The organism is Mesorhizobium sp. M1B.F.Ca.ET.045.04.1.1 (assembly GCF_003952465.1).
Classification (GTDB): domain Bacteria; phylum Pseudomonadota; class Alphaproteobacteria; order Rhizobiales; family Rhizobiaceae; genus Mesorhizobium; species Mesorhizobium shonense.
In genome coordinates this window covers 1,225,802-1,244,652 of the sequence record NZ_CP034448.1, presented here as the reverse complement: position 1 = coordinate 1,244,652, position 18,851 = coordinate 1,225,802, and the positions used below count along the sequence as shown (strand labels likewise).

Here is an 18,851-nt window from a genome sequence, read left to right as displayed (position 1 = left end):
CAGCAAAGAGTTAGATCGGGATGGCGATTCAACGAAACGCCATCACGGTCTAGTCGCGCAACTCCGGCTCCTACACGGTAGCGACCTGTTCCATGACATGAGAGCCATAAAGGTTCGCCGCTTCCGCTTGCGAGATGATGCCTGAACGCCGGAGAGCAACCACCATTCATGACTGGATCGGTTGGAGCTTCTGCATCCGACAATCTGGTCAGGCCGAGCCGGAGTCGAAGACGGGCGCGAAGCGACTAAACTGGACGGTTTCCGGGAACCGGCCGTAGCCTTCATAGGACGGACACACTTATGAGCGCTTCGGTCGGCGAAGGCTGGCCCACGCCGGCCCTAGCCTTAATTTAACTGCCACGCCATTCATGAGCGCTTCGGTCGGCGAAGGCCGGAAGCGCAGGAAGCCGCCCTTCGCAGGCCGGCCTCACCTGAATCTCAACACACCTCAGGCCTTCTTGCCGTGCTTGGCCAGATCCTGGGCGATCGCCAGGCGCAGCATATCGGCAAGCTCGCGGGCGGCGCGGTTCTCGGCGTCGATCTGCGCCCGGTAGGCCGCGAACTCCTGGCGCGGCCGGTCGAAGGACGATGGGATCGACCGCTTGCCGACCGCTACCACCGCGCCGGTCGCATCCCGCAGCACATAATTGGCGGTAAGCGTCACGGTGCCGGCCGTCGGCTCGTCCTCTTCGGTCTGCACCTGGACGATGGCCGCCGATTCGACCAGCTCGCTGACGCCGAGGTCGAGCGTGTAGGCCGGCGAGGCCGGTTCGCCCGAGCCCTGGCCGAAAGCGAAGATCAGATTGTTGCGCACCTGCTGGCCGTAGCGCGTGCCGACCGGCTTGATCGAGATCGATGCCAGCTCGGCGGCGGCGCCGACCTGCGAGCCGGCTGTCAGCGGCTGGCTGGAATAGAGCGGCCGCACCGTGCAGGCCGAGACCAGCGCCAGCGAGGCGACCAGCCCGAAGAGAGCCGCGCGGCGCAGCAAATGCGCCGCCTGTGACTTTTCCGGATCAGGCAACGACATTGACGATCCTCTGCGGGACGATGATCACCTTGCGGGGGGCCTTACCATCGAGCGCTTTTTGCACGAAGTCGAGGGCCAGCACCGCTTTTTCGACGGCACCTTGATCCGCGTCGCGGGCAATTGTCAAATCCCCACGCTTCTTGCCGTTGACCTGCACCGGCAGCACGATCTCGTTGTCGACGACGAGAGCCGGATCGTAGGCCGGCCACGGCCGTTCCGCGACCATCTCGGTGCCGCCCAGCTCCTGCCAGCATTCCTCGGCCAGATGCGGCATCACCGGCGCGATCACATGCACCAGGATCTCGACGGCCTCACGGCAGGCGGCTTTGAGCGCCGCGTCCGCCTTGCCTTCGGCGACATCGTTGAGCGGCGCGGTCAGCGCATTGGCAAGCTCGTAGATGCGCGCGATCGCCCGGTTGAAGCCGAGCTTCTCGATGTCCTCGCCGATCGCCTTCAGGATCTTGTGCGCGGCCTTGGAGACGGCTCCGGCATCGCCTTCCTTCGCCGCAGCCGGGTTGACGCCGGTAAGCTGCTCGGCCGCGATCTGCACCAGGCGCCAGACGCGCTGGACGAAGCGATGCGCGCCGGCAGCACCCTCGTCCGTCCATTCGACGTCGCGTTCGGGCGGCGAGTCCGACAGCATGAACCAGCGCGCGGTGTCGGCGCCGTAGCCGTCGGTGATCTCTTCCGGGCTCACCGTGTTCTTCTTCGACTTCGACATTTTCTCGAGCGCGCCGATAGTCGCCTCTTCGCCGGTGGCGATCTCGATGGCCCGGCGCTTGCCGCCCGCATCCTCGATCCTGACCTCGCCCGGCGACAGCCAGCGCCCATTGGTCGACGGGCCGCCGACCCGGTAGGTCTCGTGCACCACCATGCCTTGCGTGAACAGGCCCTTGAACGGCTCGGCGAGATTGAGATGGCCGGTCTCGCGCATGGCGCGGGTGAAGAAGCGCGAATAGAGCAGATGCAGGATCGCATGCTCGATGCCGCCGATATACTGGTCGACCGCCAGCCATTCGTCGGCCGCCTTCGGCTCGGTCGGCTCGTTGGCCCAGGGCGCCGTGAAGCGCGCGAAATACCAGGACGAGTCGACGAAGGTGTCCATCGTGTCGGTCTCGCGCCGCGCGTCGCGTCCGCATTGCGGGCACTTCACATGCCGCCAGGTCGGATGGCGGTCGAGCGGATTGCCCGGACGGTCGAACTCGATGTCGTCGGGCAGCCGGACCGGCAGGTCGGCCTTCGGCACCGGCACCACGCCGCAGGCCTCGCAATGGATCATCGGAATCGGGCAGCCCCAGTAGCGCTGGCGCGAGATGCCCCAGTCGCGCAGGCGGAAATTCACCTTGCGCTCCGCCATCGGCCGGCCGGCGATCGTCTTCTGCTCGAGCAGCTTCGCCACCTCGTCGAACGCCCGCTCGGGCGTCATGCCGTCGAGGAAGCGCGAATTGATCATCACGCCGTCGCCGTCATAGGCTTCCTCGATGATCTGGAAGCTTCCTTGATTTTCGCCTTCCGGCATGACCACCGGGATCACCGGCAGGCCGTATTTGTTGGCGAAGTCGAGGTCGCGCTGGTCGCCCGACGGGCAGCCGAAGATGGCGCCGGTGCCGTATTCCATCAGCACGAAATTGGCGACATAGACCGGCAGCGTCCAGTTCTCGTCGAACGGATGGACGACGCGGATGCCGGTGTCGAAACCCTTCTTCTCGGCTGTCTCGAGCGCGGCCACCGAGGTGCCCATGTGGCGGACCTCGTCGATGAACTTGGCCAGCGCCGGATTGCTCTCTGCGGCTTTCCTCGCCAGCGGATGATCGGCCGCGACCGCCATGAAGGAAGCGCCGAAAATGGTGTCGGGCCTGGTCGTGTAGACTTCCAGCTCATGCACATCGCCGACCGAAGCCGCCAGCGGCCAGCGGATGAGCAAGCCGTCCGAGCGGCCGATCCAGTTGTGCTGCATCAGCTTGACCTTTTCAGGCCATTCGTCGAGGCGCTCGAGCGACTCCAGCAGGTCCTGCGCGAAGTCGGTGATCTTGAAAAACCACTGCGTCAGCTCGCGCTGCTCGACCAGCGCGCCCGAACGCCAGCCGCGGCCGTCGATGACCTGCTCGTTGGCAAGCACCGTCATGTCCTCCGGGTCCCAGTTGACCTTGGAGGATTTGCGCGTCACCAGGCCCTTCTCGACGAAGTCGAGGAACAGCATCTGCTGGCGGTGGTAATAGTCGACGTCGCAGGTGGCGAACTCGCGCGCCCAATCGAGCGACAGGCCCATCATCTTGAGCTGCTCGCGCATGACGGCGATGTTCTCATAAGTCCAGTCCTTGGGGTGGACCTTGTTCTGCATTGCCGCGTTCTCGGCCGGCATGCCGAAGGCGTCCCAGCCCATCGGGTGCAGCACGTTGAAACCCCTGGCGCGCTTGTAGCGCGCCACGACGTCGCCCATCGTATAGTTGCGGGTGTGGCCGATATGGATCTTGCCCGACGGATAGGGAAACATCTCGAGCACGTAGTATTTCGGCTTCGGGTCGTCGTTCCGGGCTTCGAACAGCTTCTTTTCGGCCCAGGCCTTCTGCCATTTGGGCTCTGAGGTGCGCGGATTGTATCGTTCGGTTGCCATCGGATGTTTTTCACTTAAAAGCGGGTGCACGGTACTGGATTAAGGCGTGTTGATATTCAGGTCAGGCCGAGCCGAAAATGGCGGGTTCCGAGAACCGGAGCGGAGCGTACTTAAAGTACGTGAGCACCGGAAGCGCAGGAAACCGGCATTTGCAGGCCGGCATCACCTGAATATCGACATGCCTAGGCCAGCAGCCGAGACAATGTCGTCGCGGTGTTCACCATGGATTGCCGGACCCGTCAACTGTGGCGATCCGGCGTTGGCGCTAAACTATGGGCAGGATATGGGCATGACGAGTGCCGTCGAACAGCTTCTCGCGGTCAAGGCGAGGATCGCAAATGCCGAGCGCGAGGCAAAGCGCGGGCCAGGCGTCGTCACGCTGGTCGCGGTGTCGAAGACCTTTGCGGCGGAAGATATTCGCCCTGTGATCGAGGCAGGTCAGCGCGTCTTCGGCGAGAACCGCGTCCAGGAAGCGCAAGGCAAGTGGCCGGAGCTGAAGCAAGCATTTCCCGACATCGAGCTGCACCTGATCGGCCCGCTGCAGTCCAACAAGACCAAGGAAGCGGTGGCGCTTTTCGACGTCATCGAGACGGTCGACCGCGAGAAGATCGCCGCCGAGCTTGCCAAGGAGATCGCCAGGCGAGGCCGTTCGCCAAAACTCTATGTCCAGGTCAACACCGGCTCCGAGCCGCAGAAGGCCGGCATCGAGCCGCGCGAGGCGGTTCGTTTCGTCAAGCGCTGCCGTGACGTTCATGGCCTCGCCGTCGAAGGCCTGATGTGCATACCGCCGGCGGAGGAAAACCCCGGTCCGCATTTCGCGCTTTTGGAAAAGATCGCCCGCGAGGCAGGCGTCGCAAAACTCTCGATGGGCATGTCCGGCGATTACGAGACCGCGGTCGCCTTCGGCGCGACCAGCGTCAGGGTCGGCTCGGCGATCTTCGGCAGCCGGGCGTAGCGCGTTTTCAGAAAAGCTGCAGCAGGCGCGTCATACCACCGCATTGTCGCACGGGATCACCCCACTAGGTGCGGGTGAGGGAACGCGCGCGTGGCTCCTTTCAAGTCAAAGGAGGCTCCGATGACTACACGCCACGACCATGAAATCAGACACGACCAGCAGGTTTCCCGTGGGCTGCACCGGTGGGTCTATTTCGCCATGGTGGGGCTCGCGGCCTGTTATGCGCTGTCGGCCTGGATCGGTTTCGCCGGCGGTTATGACGAATATCTGCTTTTCGTCGTCACCGGGTTCATCGTGATGGCGGTAGCGCTGCCGGCTATAGCCGGCCACGTTTGGCGCCATCACCGGATCGGCCGTCCCGGCAAGGTCAAGCCTTTCGCCGCTTGGATCGAAGGTGAGTTCGACACCGGCGAGCATCCCGTGAAAGCCAGCACCGCGACGATCGAAATTCTGCTGCCGCTTGCCGCCGTCGCCCTCGGCATGACGGCATTCGCGATCCTCGCCCTGATCGAAAGCTGAGCGATCCGCGGAAAAGCGCGCAGCGATTTTCTGTCGGGACCTGGGTAGGCGAGCCGGTGCCGACCTCTTCGTCACGATCGCGTTACCGGCCCCTCCAACCGGACGATAGCGTTGCGCCGGCGCTTGAAACGAAACGGTCCGTTCCTATTTCCCCCGTGTCGGTCAGACAAAGCCATGTCAGTCAGACAAACATGTCATTCAACCATGTCACCCAATCCTTTTCTCGGGGAAATTCATCATGCGCTACAACCAACTCGGCAACACCGGCCTGTTCGTCTCCGAACTCTGCCTCGGCACCATGACCTTCGGCGCCGCCGGCGAGAACGCCCAATGGGGCCTCATCGCCAGCCTCGATCAGAAAGGCGTCAACGAGATCGTCGGCCGCTCGATTGCCGCAGGCGTCAATTTCTTCGACACCGCCGACGTCTATTCCTTCGGCCAGTCCGAGCGGCTGCTCGGCCAATCGCTCAAGGATCTAGGCGTGAAGCGCTCGGACGTCATCATCGCCACCAAGGTGCATGGTGTCATGGGCGAAGGCCCCAACCAGCGCGGCTCCTCGCGCGGCCACATCATGGATTCGGTCGACGGCAGCCTGGAGCGGCTGCAGACCGACCACATCGATCTTTACCAGCTGCACGGCACCGACACTGTGACGCCGATCGACGAGACGCTGCGGGCGCTCGACGACCTCGTGGCCAGCGGCAAGGTGCGTTACGTGGGCGTCTCCAACTGGCAGGCCTGGCGCATCGCCAAGGCGCTGGGCATCGCCGAGCGCAAGGACTATGCCCGCTTCGAGACGGTGCAGTCCTATTACTCGATCGCCGGCCGCGATCTCGAACGCGAGATCGTGCCTTTGATCAACGAGGAGAAGCTCGGCCTGATGGTCTGGTCGCCGATGGCCGGCGGGCTGCTCTCGGGCAAATACGGCCCCGGCGCGCCGGGCAATGGCGAAGGCCGCCGCGCCAGCTTCAACTTCCCGCCGGTCAACGAGGATCGTGCCTGGGCTGCGGTCGCCGTCATGCGCGAGATCGCTAGGAAGCACGACGTCAGCGTCGCCACGGTGGCGCTGGGCTATGTGCTGGCCAAGCCTTTCGTGATGAGCGTCCTCATCGGCGCCAGCCGCATGGACCAGCTCGAGCAGAACCTCGCCGCCACCGGACTGAAGCTCGATGCCGGCGATCTTGCCAAGCTCGACGAGGTCAGTGCGCTGCCTTCAGAATATCCCGGCTGGATGCTGGAGCGGCAAGACGCCGGCCGTCGTCCGGCGCCTTTCGTGCCGAAGGCGTAGGTCCCCAGCCTCGACAATGACTGAGCAGCCGCGCGTCCTCGGGCGCGCGGCTTTTTTAGATTTGGACTGCCTCTACGAGAAAATCGAGAAAAGCCCGCACCCTGGCCGGCAGATGCTTGCCCTGGCCGACATAGACCGCGTGCGTCGGCTCCTCGTCGCCGGGATTGAATTCCTCCAGCAGCGGCACGAGCCGCCCGGCGTCGATGTCCGGCTGAACATGCCAGCGCGCCAGCCTGGCGATGCCGGCTCCCGCCAGCGCCGTCCGCCGCATCGCCTCGCCGTCGGTCAGCGTCATGTTTCCAATGATCGGAAGGATGATCGATTTGCCTGCCGCATCGACGAAAGGCCATCCTTCGATATGCCTGGCGAAGCCGAAGGCCAGCATATTGTGGCGTCCTAGGTCGGACAGTGTCTGCGGCGTGCCGCGGGCTTCGAGGTAGGCAGGGGACGCGACCAGCACCATCCGGCTCTGGCCGAGCTTGCGCGCCACCAGCCGCGATTCGCGCAGTGGCCCGGCGCGTATGGCGATGTCGGCTCGCTCCTCCAGAAGGTCGATGACATTGTCGGTCAGCACCGCCTCGACACTGATCTCCGGGTAACGTTCCAGGAAGCGCGGCAACAATTCCATCAGCCGGTGCTGGCCGAAGGGCACATAGCTGTTGACCCTGAGCCTGCCGCGAGGCGCGGCACCCGCCGCCGCTTCGCGCTCGGCCGCGTCGAGGTCGGCGAGAATGCGGATGCTGCTGTCGTGGAAAGCGACGCCTTCCGGCGTCAATTGCAGCCGGCGCGTAGAACGGCTGACGAGGCGCGCGCCCAGCCGCGCCTCCAAGCGCGCGATCAGCTTGCTCACCGCCGACGGCGTCATGCGCAGCGCCCGCGCCGCGGCAGAAAAGCTGCCGGCCTCGACGACGCGGACGAACACCTCGATCTCGCCGGAGCGGTTGATTTCGGGCCTCGCCATTCATGAATCTATTTCACAGAAAATATGCCTGATGCAAGGCTGGTTCACAGCTTGGCGGATCACGATCTTCGCGGTCGGGGCGCGGGACTGAGCGTCCTCTTCCCGACCAATTGGACCATCGCCATGCCTCTTGCTCTCTATGCTCTCACCGCTGGCGCCTTCGGCATCGGCGTCACCGAATTCGTCATCATGGGCCTGCTGCTCGATGTCAGCGCCGATCTCGGCGTCTCGATCTCGGCCGCGGGCCTGCTCATTTCCGGCTACGCGCTGGGCGTCGTCGTCGGCGCGCCGCTGCTCGGCGCGCTCACTGGCCGCCTGGCGAAGAAGACGCTTCTGCTTGCCCTGATGGTGGTCTTCACCATCGGCAACCTCGCCTGCGCGCTGGCGCCCGGCTACTGGACGCTGATGGCGGCGCGCGTGCTCACCGCTTTCGCCCATGCCTCCTTCTTCGGCGTCGGCTCGGTCGTCGCCACCAGCCTTGTCGCGCCCAACCGGAAGGCGTCGGCCATCGCGCTGATGTTCACCGGCCTCACCGTTGCCAACATCCTCGGCGTGCCGTTCGGCACCTGGCTCGGCCAGACCTATGGCTGGCGCTCCACCTTCCTGGCCGTCACACTGGTCGGCGTCGTCGCCTTCGCCGTGATCGCGCTGCTGGTGCCGCGCGACGAGCCGGCCGCCGCCGACGACGAGAGCTCCGAAGGCGCGCTTGCCGTGCTTGGCCGCCGGCCGGTGCTGCTCGGCCTGCTGACCACGGTGCTGAGCTGGGTCGGCGTCTTTGCCGCCTTCACCTATCTGGCGCCGATCCTGACCCGCATCAGCGGTTTTTCCGAAGCCGCCGTGTCGCCGATCCTGCTTGTCTTCGGCGGCGGGCTGGTCGCCGGCAACCTGCTTGGCGGACGCCTCGCCGACCGCAATCTGGTGCCGACGGTCGTCGCTACCCTGATCGCGTTGTCGGCCGTGCTATTCCTCATGACCATCGCCATCCACCAGCCGATAGCGGCAATCATTGCCGTCGGCCTGCTGGGCGCCGCCGCTTTCGCCACCGTCGCGCCGCTGCAGATGTGGGTGCTGGAGAAAGCGGAGGGCGCCGGCCAGGGCCTCGCTTCGTCCTTCAACATCGCCGCCTTCAATCTCGGCAATGCGATCGGCGCCTGGCTCGGCGGCTTCGTCATCGACCACGGACCGGGCTTGGGCGCCGTCACCCTCGTCGCCGGCCTGGTGCCGCTTGCCGCGCTGGCCGTGGTCCTTCTGGCGCAGCGCCTCGAGCGCCGCGCGATCGGCTCGCCGGCGCTGGCACAGTGTTGATCAGACCAATTCCGTCTTCGACATCCCAAGGAGAAAAATCATGGAGTATCGACGTCTCGGCGCATCCGGCCTGAAAGTGCCGGCGCTTTCCTTCGGCGCCGGAACCTTCGGCGGCTCGGGCCCGCTGTTCGGCGCCTGGGGCAACAGCGACGCCAAGGAGGCGCGCCGGCTGGTCGATATCTGCCTGGAGGCCGGCGTCAATCTCTTCGACACGGCCGACGTCTATTCGAACGGCGCCTCGGAGGAGGTGCTTGGCGAGGCGATCAAGGGACGCCGCGACGCGGTGCAGATCTCGACCAAGATGTCGCTGCCGATGGGCGACGGGCCGGCCGACTACGGCTCGTCGCGCTCCCGCCTTATCAAGTCGGTCGACGACGCGCTGAGGCGTCTCGGCACCGACTATATCGACCTGCTGCAGCTCCACGCTTTCGACGCCGCGACACCGATCGAGGAGGTGCTGTCGACGCTCGACGGTCTCGTGCGCTCGGGCAAGCTGCGCTATGTCGGCGTCTCCAACTTCTCCGGCTGGCAAGTGATGAAGTCGCTCGGGCTTGCGGACAAGCATGGCTACCCGCGCTATGTCGCGCATCAGGTCTATTATTCGCTGGTCGGACGTGACTATGAATGGGAACTGATGCCGCTCGGCCTCGACCAGGGCGTCGGCGCGCTGGTGTGGAGCCCGCTCGGCTGGGGCCGGCTGACCGGCAAGATCCGCCGCGGCCAGCCGCTGCCGCAAAAGAGTCGGCTGCACGACACGGCGAGCTTCGGTCCTCCGGTCGAGGACGAGCATCTCTATCGGGTTGTCGACGCGCTCGAGGCCGTCGCCGCCGAAACCGGCAGGACCGTGCCGCAGGTCGCCATCAACTGGCTCTTGCAGCGGCCGACCGTGTCGTCAGTGATCATCGGCGCGCGCGACGAGGAGCAGTTGCGCCAGAACCTCGGCGCCGTCGGCTGGGCATTGACGCCGGAGCAGATGAAGACGCTCGACGAAGCAAGCGCGGTGACCGCGCCCTATCCGTACTTCCCCTATCGTCGCCAGGAAGGCTTCGCCCGGCTGAACCCGCCGGCGGTGTGATTGTCGCGAACGTCCCTATCAGGGCGATCGTGACATTTGGGATTAGCCGCAGCCTCCGCTTCGTCATCCACGGGCGGAGCAGCCGCGAAGCGGCGTCGCGAAGACCCGAGGATCCATTCCGTTACCTCGATCGTAGAGCGCGGCGGAGCAGAAATTCTGGATCGCCGCAACGCTTCGAAGTCACGGAATGGATCCTCGGGTCTGCGCCGCGTCGCTTCGCTCCTTGCTCCGCCCGTGGATGACGAAGCGATGGGCGGTTCCGCCAATCACCCGCGATCGCGCTACCGTTCTCAATGCAACACGAACTCCCCGTCCACCTTCCGCCACTCGTTCGGCGCGATCAACGTCTGGTGCGTGTAGGTCACCGAATGCAATGGCCCGTCGAGCCTGGTCTTCCAGAACTCGATGAAGCGGATCAGCACCGGAAACTTCGGCGCAATGTCGTAGTCCTGCCAGATATAGCTTTGCAGCAAATGCGGGTGGTCGGGGAAGTGATAGAGGATCTTCGCCGTCGTCAGCCCATAGCCCCTGAGCATCAGGTCCATTTCGGAATGGTCACGCATCGCAGCCCCCTAGGTCGATCTCCTTCCCTCCCAATTCCGATTCTGCGCTCAGTTACTTAACTGTCTATTGATTCTAGCAGCTCTGAGTCGAGTTTTCCATCGCTAAAACAGTTGGTTAGCAGCGATGAAGCGGGAGTGCTGACAGCGTTTCGCGGTTGCCCCTGCGTCATCCCGCCGCGCGAATCCAACGTCTAATATTGCCGTCACGGCGGAACTGTTAATAATGCGCGCGAATTCGCGGCTGCCTTGCCGCGATGCCGCCGGCACTTCAAGCCGGCGGAACGGTTCCGGAGGAAAGCTGAAAAATGTCCGATGCCCATGTCCACCGCGTCCAGCCGGCGTGGAAGAAGAACGCGCTGATCGACAACGACACCTATCTCAAATGGTATGCCGACAGCGTGAAAAATCCGGACAAGTTCTGGGGCAAGCACGGCAAGCGCATCGACTGGTTCAAGCCCTTCACCAAAGTCAAGAACACCTCCTTCGACGGCAAGGTCTCGATCAAATGGTTCGAGGACGGCCAGACCAATGTTTCCTACAACTGCATCGACCGGCACTTGAAGAAGCGCGGCGACCAGACCGCCATCATCTGGGAAGGCGACAACCCCTACGATGACAGGAAGATCACCTATAACCAGCTTTACGCGCATGTCTGCCGCTTCGCCAATGTGCTGAAGAAGCACGGCGTCAAGAAGGGCGACCGCGTCACCATCTACATGCCGATGATCCCGGAGACGGCCTATGCGATGCTGGCCTGCACGCGCATCGGCGCCATCCATTCGGTCGTCTTCGGCGGCTTCTCGCCCGATGCGCTCGCCGGGCGCATCGACGACTGCAAGTCGACCATCGTCGTCACCGCCGACGAGGGCCTGCGCGGCGGCAAGCCGATCCCGCTGAAGGACAATGCCGACAAGGCGATCGAGATCGCGGCCAAGGCCGGCACCAAGGTCGAGAAGGTGGTGGTCGTGCGCCGCACCGGCGGCAAGACCGGCTGGGTGCCGGGGCGCGACGTCTGGTACCACGACGAAGCCGCGACCGTTAAGGCCGACTGCAAACCGGAGAAGATGAAGGCGGAAGACCCGCTGTTCATCCTCTACACTTCGGGCTCGACCGGCAAGCCGAAGGGCGTGCTGCACACCACCGCCGGCTATCTCGTCTATGTCTCGATGACGCACCAATATGTCTTCGACTATCATGACGGCGACATCTACTGGTGCACCGCCGATGTCGGCTGGGTCACGGGCCACAGCTACATCGTCTACGGGCCTTTGGCCAACGGCGCCACCACGCTGATGTTCGAGGGCGTGCCGAACTATCCGTCGCAGTCGCGCTTCTGGGACGTCATCGACAAGCACAAGGTCAATATCTTCTACACCGCGCCGACCGCGTTGCGCGCGCTGATGGGCGCTGGCGACAGCCATGTGAAGAAGACCTCACGCAAGTCGCTGCGCGTGCTGGGCACGGTCGGCGAGCCGATCAACCCGGAAGCCTGGGAGTGGTATTTCAACGTCGTCGGCAACGCCAAGGTGCCGATCGTCGACACCTGGTGGCAGACCGAGACCGGCGGTATACTGATCACGCCGCTGCCCGGCGCCACCGACCTCAAGGCGGGCTCCGCGACGCGGCCCTTCTTCGGCGTCCAGCCGCAACTGGTCGACGGCGAGGGCAAGGTGCTGGAGGGGGCGGCCGACGGCAATCTCTGCATCATCGATGCATGGCCCGGCATGATGCGCACGGTCTATGGCGATCACGACCGCTTCGTGCAGACCTATTTCTCCACCTACAAGGGCAAGTACTTCACCGGCGACGGCTGCCGCCGCGACGCCGACGGCTATTACTGGATCACCGGCCGCGTCGATGACGTCATCAACGTCTCCGGTCATCGCATGGGCACAGCGGAAGTGGAGTCGGCGCTGGTCAGCCACGACAAGGTCTCGGAGGCTGCCGTCGTAGGCTATCCGCACGACATCAAGGGCCAGGGAATCTACTGCTACGTCACCCTGATGGCCGGCGAAGCATCGGGCGATGGATTGCGCAAGGAGCTGATCGACCACGTCCGCAAGGAGATCGGCGCCATCGCCACGCCCGACAAGATCCAGTTCGCGCCGGGCCTGCCCAAGACCCGCTCGGGCAAGATCATGCGCCGCATCCTGCGCAAGATCGCCGAGGACGATTACGGCGCGCTCGGCGACACCTCGACGCTTGCAGACCCGGCCGTCGTCGACGACCTTGTCGCCAACCGGCAGAACAAAAGGGCCTGATGACCGTCCAGACCGCACTCGGCACCGTCAGCCAACTCTGGCGCTATCCGGCGAGCTCGCTCGCCGGCGAGCGGCTGGACGCGATCTCGGTTGGCCGCGAAACCATCGACGGTGACCGTATGTTCGGCCTCGTCGATGCCGGCGACAATGAGATCGCAAGGCCCGATCGCGATGCGAAATGGCATAAGGTGCCGCGCATCCGAACCAGGCTGAGCAGCGATCGCGACCTAGAGGTGGCCGTTCCCGGCGGCGACTGGCTGAGCGCGCCTGGCGCCGAATGCGATCGTGCCGTGTCTGCCTATCTCGGCTTTACTGCCTCGATCCGGCCGTTCGGCCAGGAGAACGCACCGCCGGCCTATGTCGGTCCGCTGACACAGGCGCGCTACCGCAAGGCGCCGATCCACCTGCTCACCACAGCCTCGCTGGCGCGGTTGAAGGCGCTGCATCCGGAGGGCGTGCCCGATCCGCGCCGCTTCCGTCCCAACATCGTCGTCGACATGGACCCCGTCGAAGGCTCCTTCCCGGAGACGGAATGGATCGGCCGCAAGCTCGCGGTCGGCGATCTCCTGCTCACCGTCTCGGAGCCTTGCCGCCGCTGCGGCTTCACCATCATCGCCCAGGATGGCTTCGACAACGATCCCGGCATCCTGCGCAACCTGGTCCGCTACAACGCCCACAATATCGGCGTCTACTGCACCGTGGACAGGCCGGCGCGCGTCGAGACCGGCGCGCCGACGCGCTTTGCCTGAACGGTTTTCCGCCGGAATTGCGTCAACAGATTTATACCCGTCCCGTTATGCCGTGTGACGGTGTGATCTTGACGCCGCGGGCTTGGCGCTGCGTGTAATACGCATGACAGAAAACGGCGTCACATAACCGCACGGTCTGCCTTGTTGTCCAATAGTTTCAAATCTCACCTACCGGAGCCCCTATGACTTCCTTGCCCGTTCTTGGCGCCGCCATGACACTGGACGACGTCGAAATCCACCGCGACTGGCTATTCGAAAGGCAGCGCGATCTGGAGCTGCAGAGCTTCGTCGATGCGAGAGTTCTCAATGGCGATTGGACACCGCTCGCCGCCCGCGCCAGAAAGCTTCTCGACGGACACCGTGGACGGCTTGGGATTCACGGACCTTTCTGGGGCTTGACCATTGCGTCGAGGGACCCTGATGTCCGCGATGTCGTGAGCAGACGTCACGTACAGGGAATCGAGGTCTGCGCCGCCATCGGCGCGACGCAGATGGTTGTCCACAGCCCCTATACGACCTGGTCCTACAACAATCTCGACAACAACCCCAGCGACCGCGAAAAAATAATCGAGTGCTGCCATCTGACGCTGCGCGATGCCGTCAAGCGGGCCGAGGACATCGGCTGCACCATGGTCATCGAGAATATCGAGGACAAGGATCCGTATATCCGCGTGGGGCTGGCCGACAGCTTCGGTTCCGCTGCCGTTGCCGTCTCGATCGACACCGGCCATGCCTATTATGCCCACGGCTCGACCGGCGCTCCACCGGTTGATTACTATGTGCACGCCGCGGGCAATCGTCTGCAGCACGTCCACTTGCAGGATGGTGACGGCTACGCCGATCGCCACTGGAGCCTGGGTGAGGGCACGATCCGGTGGAGAGCGGTCTTTGCCGCGCTTGCCAAACTCGAAAGCAATCCGCGCCTGATCATCGAGATCAAGGACAAGGCCAAGATACCGGCTTCCGCGGCCTATCTTGCCTCGCTCGGTATCGCGGAGTGAGGATGGCGGAAACGAGAGCCTGCCGCGTTACCGGTACAAATCCGCCCGCGTCGGCGGCAGGCCGCTCGGGCCACGCGCGCGCTTGGTGGCGACGGTCTGGAAAATCTGCGCCGAGGCGCGCTCGAAGGCGATCGAGCAGCCGGTGAGATAGAGCAGCCAGAGCCGCGCCTTCGCCTCGCCGACCTCGGCGATCGCCTCGTCGAAATGCGCATGCAGACGCTCCGCCCACAGGCGGCAGGTACGCGCGTAGTGCTCGCGCAAGTTCTCGACGTCGTGGACCAGGAAGCCATGCGCTTCGAGATTGCCGAGCGTCATGCCGATCGTGTCGAGCTCGCCGCCGGGGAAGATGTATTTGATCAGCGCCTTGTATTCCGGCCCCTTGCGCAGCGTCTTCCTGATGTCGCCCTTGCTGCGCCTGGTGATGGCGTGGTGGAGATAGATGCCGCCTGGCTTCAGCAGGCGGTGGACGGCCGAGAAATAGGCAGCGTGGTTGGCAAGCCCGAGATGCTCGAACATGCCGATCGACGAGATCTTGTCGAAGGTGCCGGAGAGCTCGGCATAGGATTTTATCTCGATGGTGATGCGATCCTCCAGCCCCTCGGCGCGGATGCGTTCGCGGGCAAGCTCCGTCTGCGCCTCCGACAACGAGACGCCGTGCCCGACGACGCCGTAATGCTTCGCCGCATGGATGAGCATCGCGCCCCAGCCGCAGCCGATGTCGAGCAGCCTGTCGCCGGGTCTCAGCCTGAGCTTGCGGCAGATGTGGTCGAGCTTGTCGATCTGCGCCTGGTCGATGCCGTTGGCGAAATCCCTGAAATAGCCGCAGCTGTAGACCATGCGCTCGTCAAGGAAGAGCCGGTAGAAGGCATTCGAGATGTCGTAATGGTGCTGGATCGCCTCCTTGTTCGATCCGCTGACGAAAGGCTTGCGGCCGGAAAGATCGCTGCGCGCCGTCATCTGTTTTCGCGAAAACAACACCATCGGCAGGTCGCGCAGGATCGCCAGCTTCGGCAGTGATCTGAGCTTCGTCTTGAGCTTGCCTTGCGACGGCAGGGCGTAGAAATCGAACAGCGTGCCGTCTTCGATGTCGACGGTCTTGGAAATCCACATCTCGACCAGTGTCGAGAAAGCCGGCCGGCGCACCAGTTGCCAGACGATGTCCTGGTCGTTGATGGCGAGCACCGGACCGTCGGCGGGCCCGATCCGCTCGCCGGTCCACAGCCTGACCGCAAAACCCGGCTTCAGTGTCTCGACGACCCTGCGCACGATCCGCGCGGCTCTGTCGGCGGCATCCATTCCCACCTCCCGATGCGTCGCACCCACCCCATTCCCCGAGCGCCACTGTCGTCCACCAGCCTGCGGACCGCAATCCCGACCTGTTGCGCAAAAACACCGGCGGAGAAGGATTTCCCGCCCGAGGAATGGCCATTCCGTCGCGTCATCTTGTCTTTTGCCGCGACGCACCCCATCATTTGGCTGTGTTCAACAAACCGAAAGGAGGTGATCCGATGTCGAGTGATTTCGTTTTCCAGAACGTGAGCTCAGCGGATTGCACTTCCGGGAAGCAGTCTTCCCGTTAAGGCGCGAGACGCGCGGCAGGTGACCCGAAGGGGTCGCCGCCATGAGCCGCGTCATGGACGGAAACACGGAAGGCCGCCTGCTTCGTCAAGAAGCGGCGGCCTTTTCCGTTTGCGGATTACTGCGTCAGCGTAACCTTTTCGGTGTTGCGGATGATTTCCTGAAAGGCGTCGTCCAATTCCACTCCGGTGGACACCTCGAAATAATGTTTGTTGGCGGCGGAGACGTCCTTCGACGAACAATCCTTCAGCACCGCCTTCGCCTGGTCCCGCTCGGTCGCCGACATGTCCTTGTCGTTGAGATCGAAGCCGATGGTGAAAATCTCGATGCCGTCGCTTTTCATGTTGCCGCATAGCGTCTCGGCGTTGCCGCGCGCAAGGTTGCCCTGGTTGTTGTAGCTGCCCCGGCGACGGCGAAGGCGGTATTGAACTGGCCATCGGTCATCAGGATCGCGACCTTGGCAATCTTCTTCGCATTGATATCCGAGGGGCCGCTGCCGAGACCGGCACTCTTGATCGCCGCGCGCCATTGCGGCGACAGCATATAGTAGGTCCACTGAATGGCGATCGCGCCGGCCGTATAGCCACCGGCCTCGAAGTCGTCGATCGAATCAAGCAATGCGCCGGAATCGGCGGTCAGCGGGATCACCGCCGCATCAGGGCACTTGTTCATTCCTCCGCCACCCAGATGATCATCGCGGTTGACCAGGGCGTAATATTTCTTGCCGCTCCTGTCCGTGCGAACCGTGTCGGGGCCGTCGGCGCTAAAATCCGGATCGCCGTTCTTGTCCTTGCGCTCCGTGGCGCAATTATCGGAACGAGGCGTCGCCGCGCCGACAATGGAGATGTAGTCGCCGAAGGACGGCAGCAGCTTGTTGCCCGTCTTGGCGACGAGAAGCGAGCTGCCGGCGACGGGCGGCAAGTCAGAGCTCCCCTGCTTCTCGGCATAGACATTTTCCGCCAGCTTGCCGGCGTTCACGGCGGATGCATAGGGTACAAGCGCGACGCGCACGCGGGGGTTCTTCGGATCCTGGTTCTGAAGCATCGTCCGGACGGCGTTTTTCGCCGCTGCTTTCAGATCGCCGATCTTATCGACGTTGCCCCTTTTCGCCATCGAGCCGGTGGTGTCGAGCATCATCGCCACCTCGACCTTCTTGTCGGAATAGAGCGCCGTGGTTGAGGTGCCGACGCGCTGCATGTCGCCAATGTTGAACAGGGGAAAGTAAAGGCCGATATCGGCATGCACATCCGCCTGCACGGTCTTCTCCGTTCTGTTGATCGTGAGCTTGTCGAGCACGATCTGGTTCGCCTGCAGGATGCCGGTCTTGCTGTTGGCGTCGAGAAATGCCTGTACCGACGCATTGGCGTCGGCTTCCTTGATGACGCCGAGGGTGAGATCGCGCGCCGTCGATGTCACAGCGGCGTCGACGACGCTCTGCAAGCTCGATCTCGCATTGTAGAGCTGCGAGATATTGACCGCGAATCCCACCCCCAGCGCCAGGACCGATGCGGCAGCCCCGAACAGAACCGCGAAATTGCCTCCGCGATCCCGGGCAAAGCCGTCCACCCCACGAACGAGACCCCCGCGAACGAGATCTTTGAACTGCCGCATCTTTCCACCCCCGCCTGTCCGCGGCATCGACGCCGCTCGGCGGAGGCGTTGCAGGATTTCGGCCAGACGCGGCCGCCGACCGGCGGAAAGATGCTCAATCGCAGGTTAACTCATTGTTTTTGCTTGATTTCGGCAGGCAAGAGGGTGAATGGCCGGTAAACGAAAAAGCTGCCACGAAAACGCCGTTCATGAAGCGCTTACCATGATCTTCGGAGCGATTGCGGCCGATCCCGGTTCGGCACAGCGGGGCCTGTGCCGAACTTGGTCAACAGCGGTGCTGAAGCCGTAGTGATACAGCCGCCTGGGCTACGATGTGGCGGCGTTGAACCGCCAGCGGCCTTCTCACGCGGCGTTGGGCGGTTTAGACTATGGTTGCGTTTCGCCCTCCCCGAAAACGATTCTCCAGGAAATCAAATGTTCGCAGGCAGAAAGTTCGCCGCCTTCCTTTTCGATATGGACGGCACGGTCCTCAACTCGATCGCCGCGGCGGAACGGGTGTGGACGACGTGGGCCTATCGCCACGGCCTCGACGTCGCGAGCTTCCTGCCGACGATCCATGGCAGGCGCGCAAGAGAGACGATCGCCGCGCTGAAGCTCCCCGGCGTCGATCCGATCGTGGAGGCCGAAGCGTTGCTCAAGGCCGAGGCCGCCGACCTCGAGGGCATCGTGCCGATCCCCGGCGCCGCTGCCTTTCTCAAGTCGCTGCCGCTTGAGCGCTGGGCGATCGTCACCTCGGCGCCGCGCGAACTGGCGCTGCTGCGCTTGCAAGCGGCAGGCATTCCGGTTCCGGCCATGATGGTCTCGGCCGAGGACGTCACCCGCGGCAAGCCGGCGCCCGACTGCTTCCTTTTGGCCGCGAAGCGTCTCGGCGTCGAAGCGCGCGATTGCCTGGTCTTCGAGGATGCGCCGGCGGGAATCGCGGCGGGCGAAGCGTCCGGCGCCGCGGTGATGGTGATCAGCGCCACGCATGTCCATGCGATGCAGACATCGCACGCCAGCATCGCTTCCTATGACGCGCTCGGTATCGCCACGGACGACAATGGCTGGATCGTCATCGAGCCGCAGCGCGACGCGGCCTAGTTCCCCGCTAAAAGTCGCTCGCCAGCCCCTTCACTTCCCAGTCGCCGTAGCGGCCCGGTTCCTTGCCGCCGCGGCCGCCGATCTCCTTCGGCAGTTGAGCCTCGGTCTTGCGGTATGCCTGTCGCCTTGCCTCGGCCTCCGCCAGCGCCCGCTCGGCAGCCGGCGTCAGCGTCTTTTGCGGCTTGTCGGCTGCGGGAGCGGTTTCGGTTCTGCTACGTTGTTCGGTCATGCGATATGCCTTGCGGATTGAAACAGGCGGCCGAT

The 18,851-nt window shown here is 63.9% G+C and carries 15 protein-coding genes and 1 pseudogene; 9 read left to right on the top strand and 7 right to left on the bottom strand.

The genetic code is table 11. From position 1 onward, the window contains the following. Positions 1–448 precede the first annotated feature (448 nt). A complete protein-coding gene (lptE, locus tag EJ071_RS06185; protein ID WP_126097287.1) occupies positions 449–1,027 on the bottom strand; it encodes an LPS assembly lipoprotein LptE in 579 nt (192 codons plus the stop codon). Beyond that, a complete protein-coding gene (gene leuS / locus EJ071_RS06180; RefSeq protein WP_126097286.1) occupies positions 1,014–3,641 on the bottom strand; it encodes a leucine--tRNA ligase in 2,628 nt (875 codons plus the stop codon). The genes lptE and leuS overlap by 14 nt, the downstream gene beginning before the upstream one ends. 289 nt (positions 3,642–3,930) lie before the next feature. Here leuS and EJ071_RS06175 point away from each other — a divergent pair, with 289 nt between their 5' ends. The 3 genes from EJ071_RS06175 (at position 3,931) to EJ071_RS06165 (ending at position 6,403) form a co-directional block, all read left to right on the top strand. After that, positions 3,931–4,596 (top strand): YggS family pyridoxal phosphate-dependent enzyme, encoded by a 666-nt coding sequence (locus EJ071_RS06175; RefSeq protein WP_126097285.1) that lies wholly within the window; start codon positions 3,931–3,933, stop codon positions 4,594–4,596. A 120-nt stretch (positions 4,597–4,716) separates the two neighbouring features. Then, the gene (locus tag EJ071_RS06170) at positions 4,717–5,115 is read left to right on the top strand and encodes a hypothetical protein (RefSeq protein WP_126097284.1); all 399 of its coding nucleotides are present in this window, start codon (positions 4,717–4,719) and stop codon (positions 5,113–5,115) included. Between the two features lie 238 nt (positions 5,116–5,353). Continuing rightward, complete coding sequence (locus tag EJ071_RS06165) at positions 5,354–6,403, top strand: aldo/keto reductase (RefSeq protein ID WP_126097283.1); 1,050 nt, start codon at positions 5,354–5,356, stop codon at positions 6,401–6,403. Positions 6,404–6,458: 55 nt separating this feature from the next. On the opposite strand, the gene EJ071_RS06160 is transcribed toward EJ071_RS06165, so the two are convergent. Continuing rightward, a complete protein-coding gene (locus EJ071_RS06160; protein ID WP_126097282.1) occupies positions 6,459–7,364 on the bottom strand; it encodes a LysR family transcriptional regulator in 906 nt (301 codons plus the stop codon). A 123-nt stretch (positions 7,365–7,487) separates the two neighbouring features. Between EJ071_RS06160 and EJ071_RS06155 the strand changes: the two genes are divergently transcribed. Together EJ071_RS06155 and EJ071_RS06150 are read left to right on the top strand one after the other, a co-directional pair. Then, complete coding sequence (locus tag EJ071_RS06155; RefSeq protein WP_126097281.1) at positions 7,488–8,669, top strand: MFS transporter; 1,182 nt, start codon at positions 7,488–7,490, stop codon at positions 8,667–8,669. A 40-nt stretch (positions 8,670–8,709) separates the two neighbouring features. Then, complete coding sequence (locus EJ071_RS06150; RefSeq protein ID WP_126097280.1) at positions 8,710–9,744, top strand: aldo/keto reductase; 1,035 nt, start codon at positions 8,710–8,712, stop codon at positions 9,742–9,744. 290 nt (positions 9,745–10,034) lie between these two features. Here the strand turns inward: EJ071_RS06150 and EJ071_RS06145 are convergent, their stop codons facing one another. After that, complete coding sequence (locus tag EJ071_RS06145) at positions 10,035–10,307, bottom strand: usg protein (protein ID WP_126097279.1); 273 nt, start codon at positions 10,305–10,307, stop codon at positions 10,035–10,037. 305 nt (positions 10,308–10,612) lie between these two features. Here EJ071_RS06145 and acs point away from each other — a divergent pair, with 305 nt between their 5' ends. The 3 genes from acs (at position 10,613) to EJ071_RS06130 (ending at position 14,318) form a co-directional block, all read left to right on the top strand. After that, a complete protein-coding gene (gene acs, locus EJ071_RS06140) occupies positions 10,613–12,568 on the top strand; it encodes an acetate--CoA ligase (protein ID WP_126097278.1) in 1,956 nt (651 codons plus the stop codon). Next, positions 12,568–13,317, top strand: a complete 750-nt coding sequence (locus EJ071_RS06135) for an MOSC domain-containing protein (RefSeq protein WP_126097277.1) — start codon at positions 12,568–12,570, stop codon at positions 13,315–13,317. The genes acs and EJ071_RS06135 overlap by 1 nt, the downstream gene beginning before the upstream one ends. A 182-nt stretch (positions 13,318–13,499) precedes the next feature. After that, positions 13,500–14,318, top strand: a complete 819-nt coding sequence (locus tag EJ071_RS06130; RefSeq protein ID WP_126097276.1) for a sugar phosphate isomerase/epimerase family protein — start codon at positions 13,500–13,502, stop codon at positions 14,316–14,318. A 27-nt stretch (positions 14,319–14,345) separates the two neighbouring features. Here EJ071_RS06130 and EJ071_RS06125 read toward each other — a convergent pair whose 3' ends face one another. Then, positions 14,346–15,614 carry a cyclopropane-fatty-acyl-phospholipid synthase family protein gene (locus tag EJ071_RS06125; protein ID WP_126097275.1) on the bottom strand — a complete coding sequence of 423 codons (1,269 nt, stop codon included), beginning with the start codon at positions 15,612–15,614 and terminating at the stop codon, positions 14,346–14,348. Positions 15,615–16,014: 400 nt separating this feature from the next. Continuing rightward, positions 16,015–17,507 (bottom strand): annotated as a pseudogene (locus EJ071_RS06120) (pilus assembly protein). Positions 17,508–17,921: 414 nt separating this feature from the next. Between EJ071_RS06120 and EJ071_RS06115 the strand changes: the two are divergent. Then, positions 17,922–18,587, top strand: coding sequence for an HAD-IA family hydrolase (locus EJ071_RS06115; protein ID WP_126097274.1), 666 nt, complete (start codon positions 17,922–17,924; stop codon positions 18,585–18,587). A 7-nt stretch (positions 18,588–18,594) separates the two neighbouring features. Here EJ071_RS06115 and EJ071_RS06110 read toward each other — a convergent pair whose 3' ends face one another. After that, entirely contained in the window at positions 18,595–18,816 is a 222-nt protein-coding gene (locus tag EJ071_RS06110) for a DUF1674 domain-containing protein (protein ID WP_126097273.1), read from the bottom strand. Positions 18,817–18,851 lie beyond the last annotated feature (35 nt).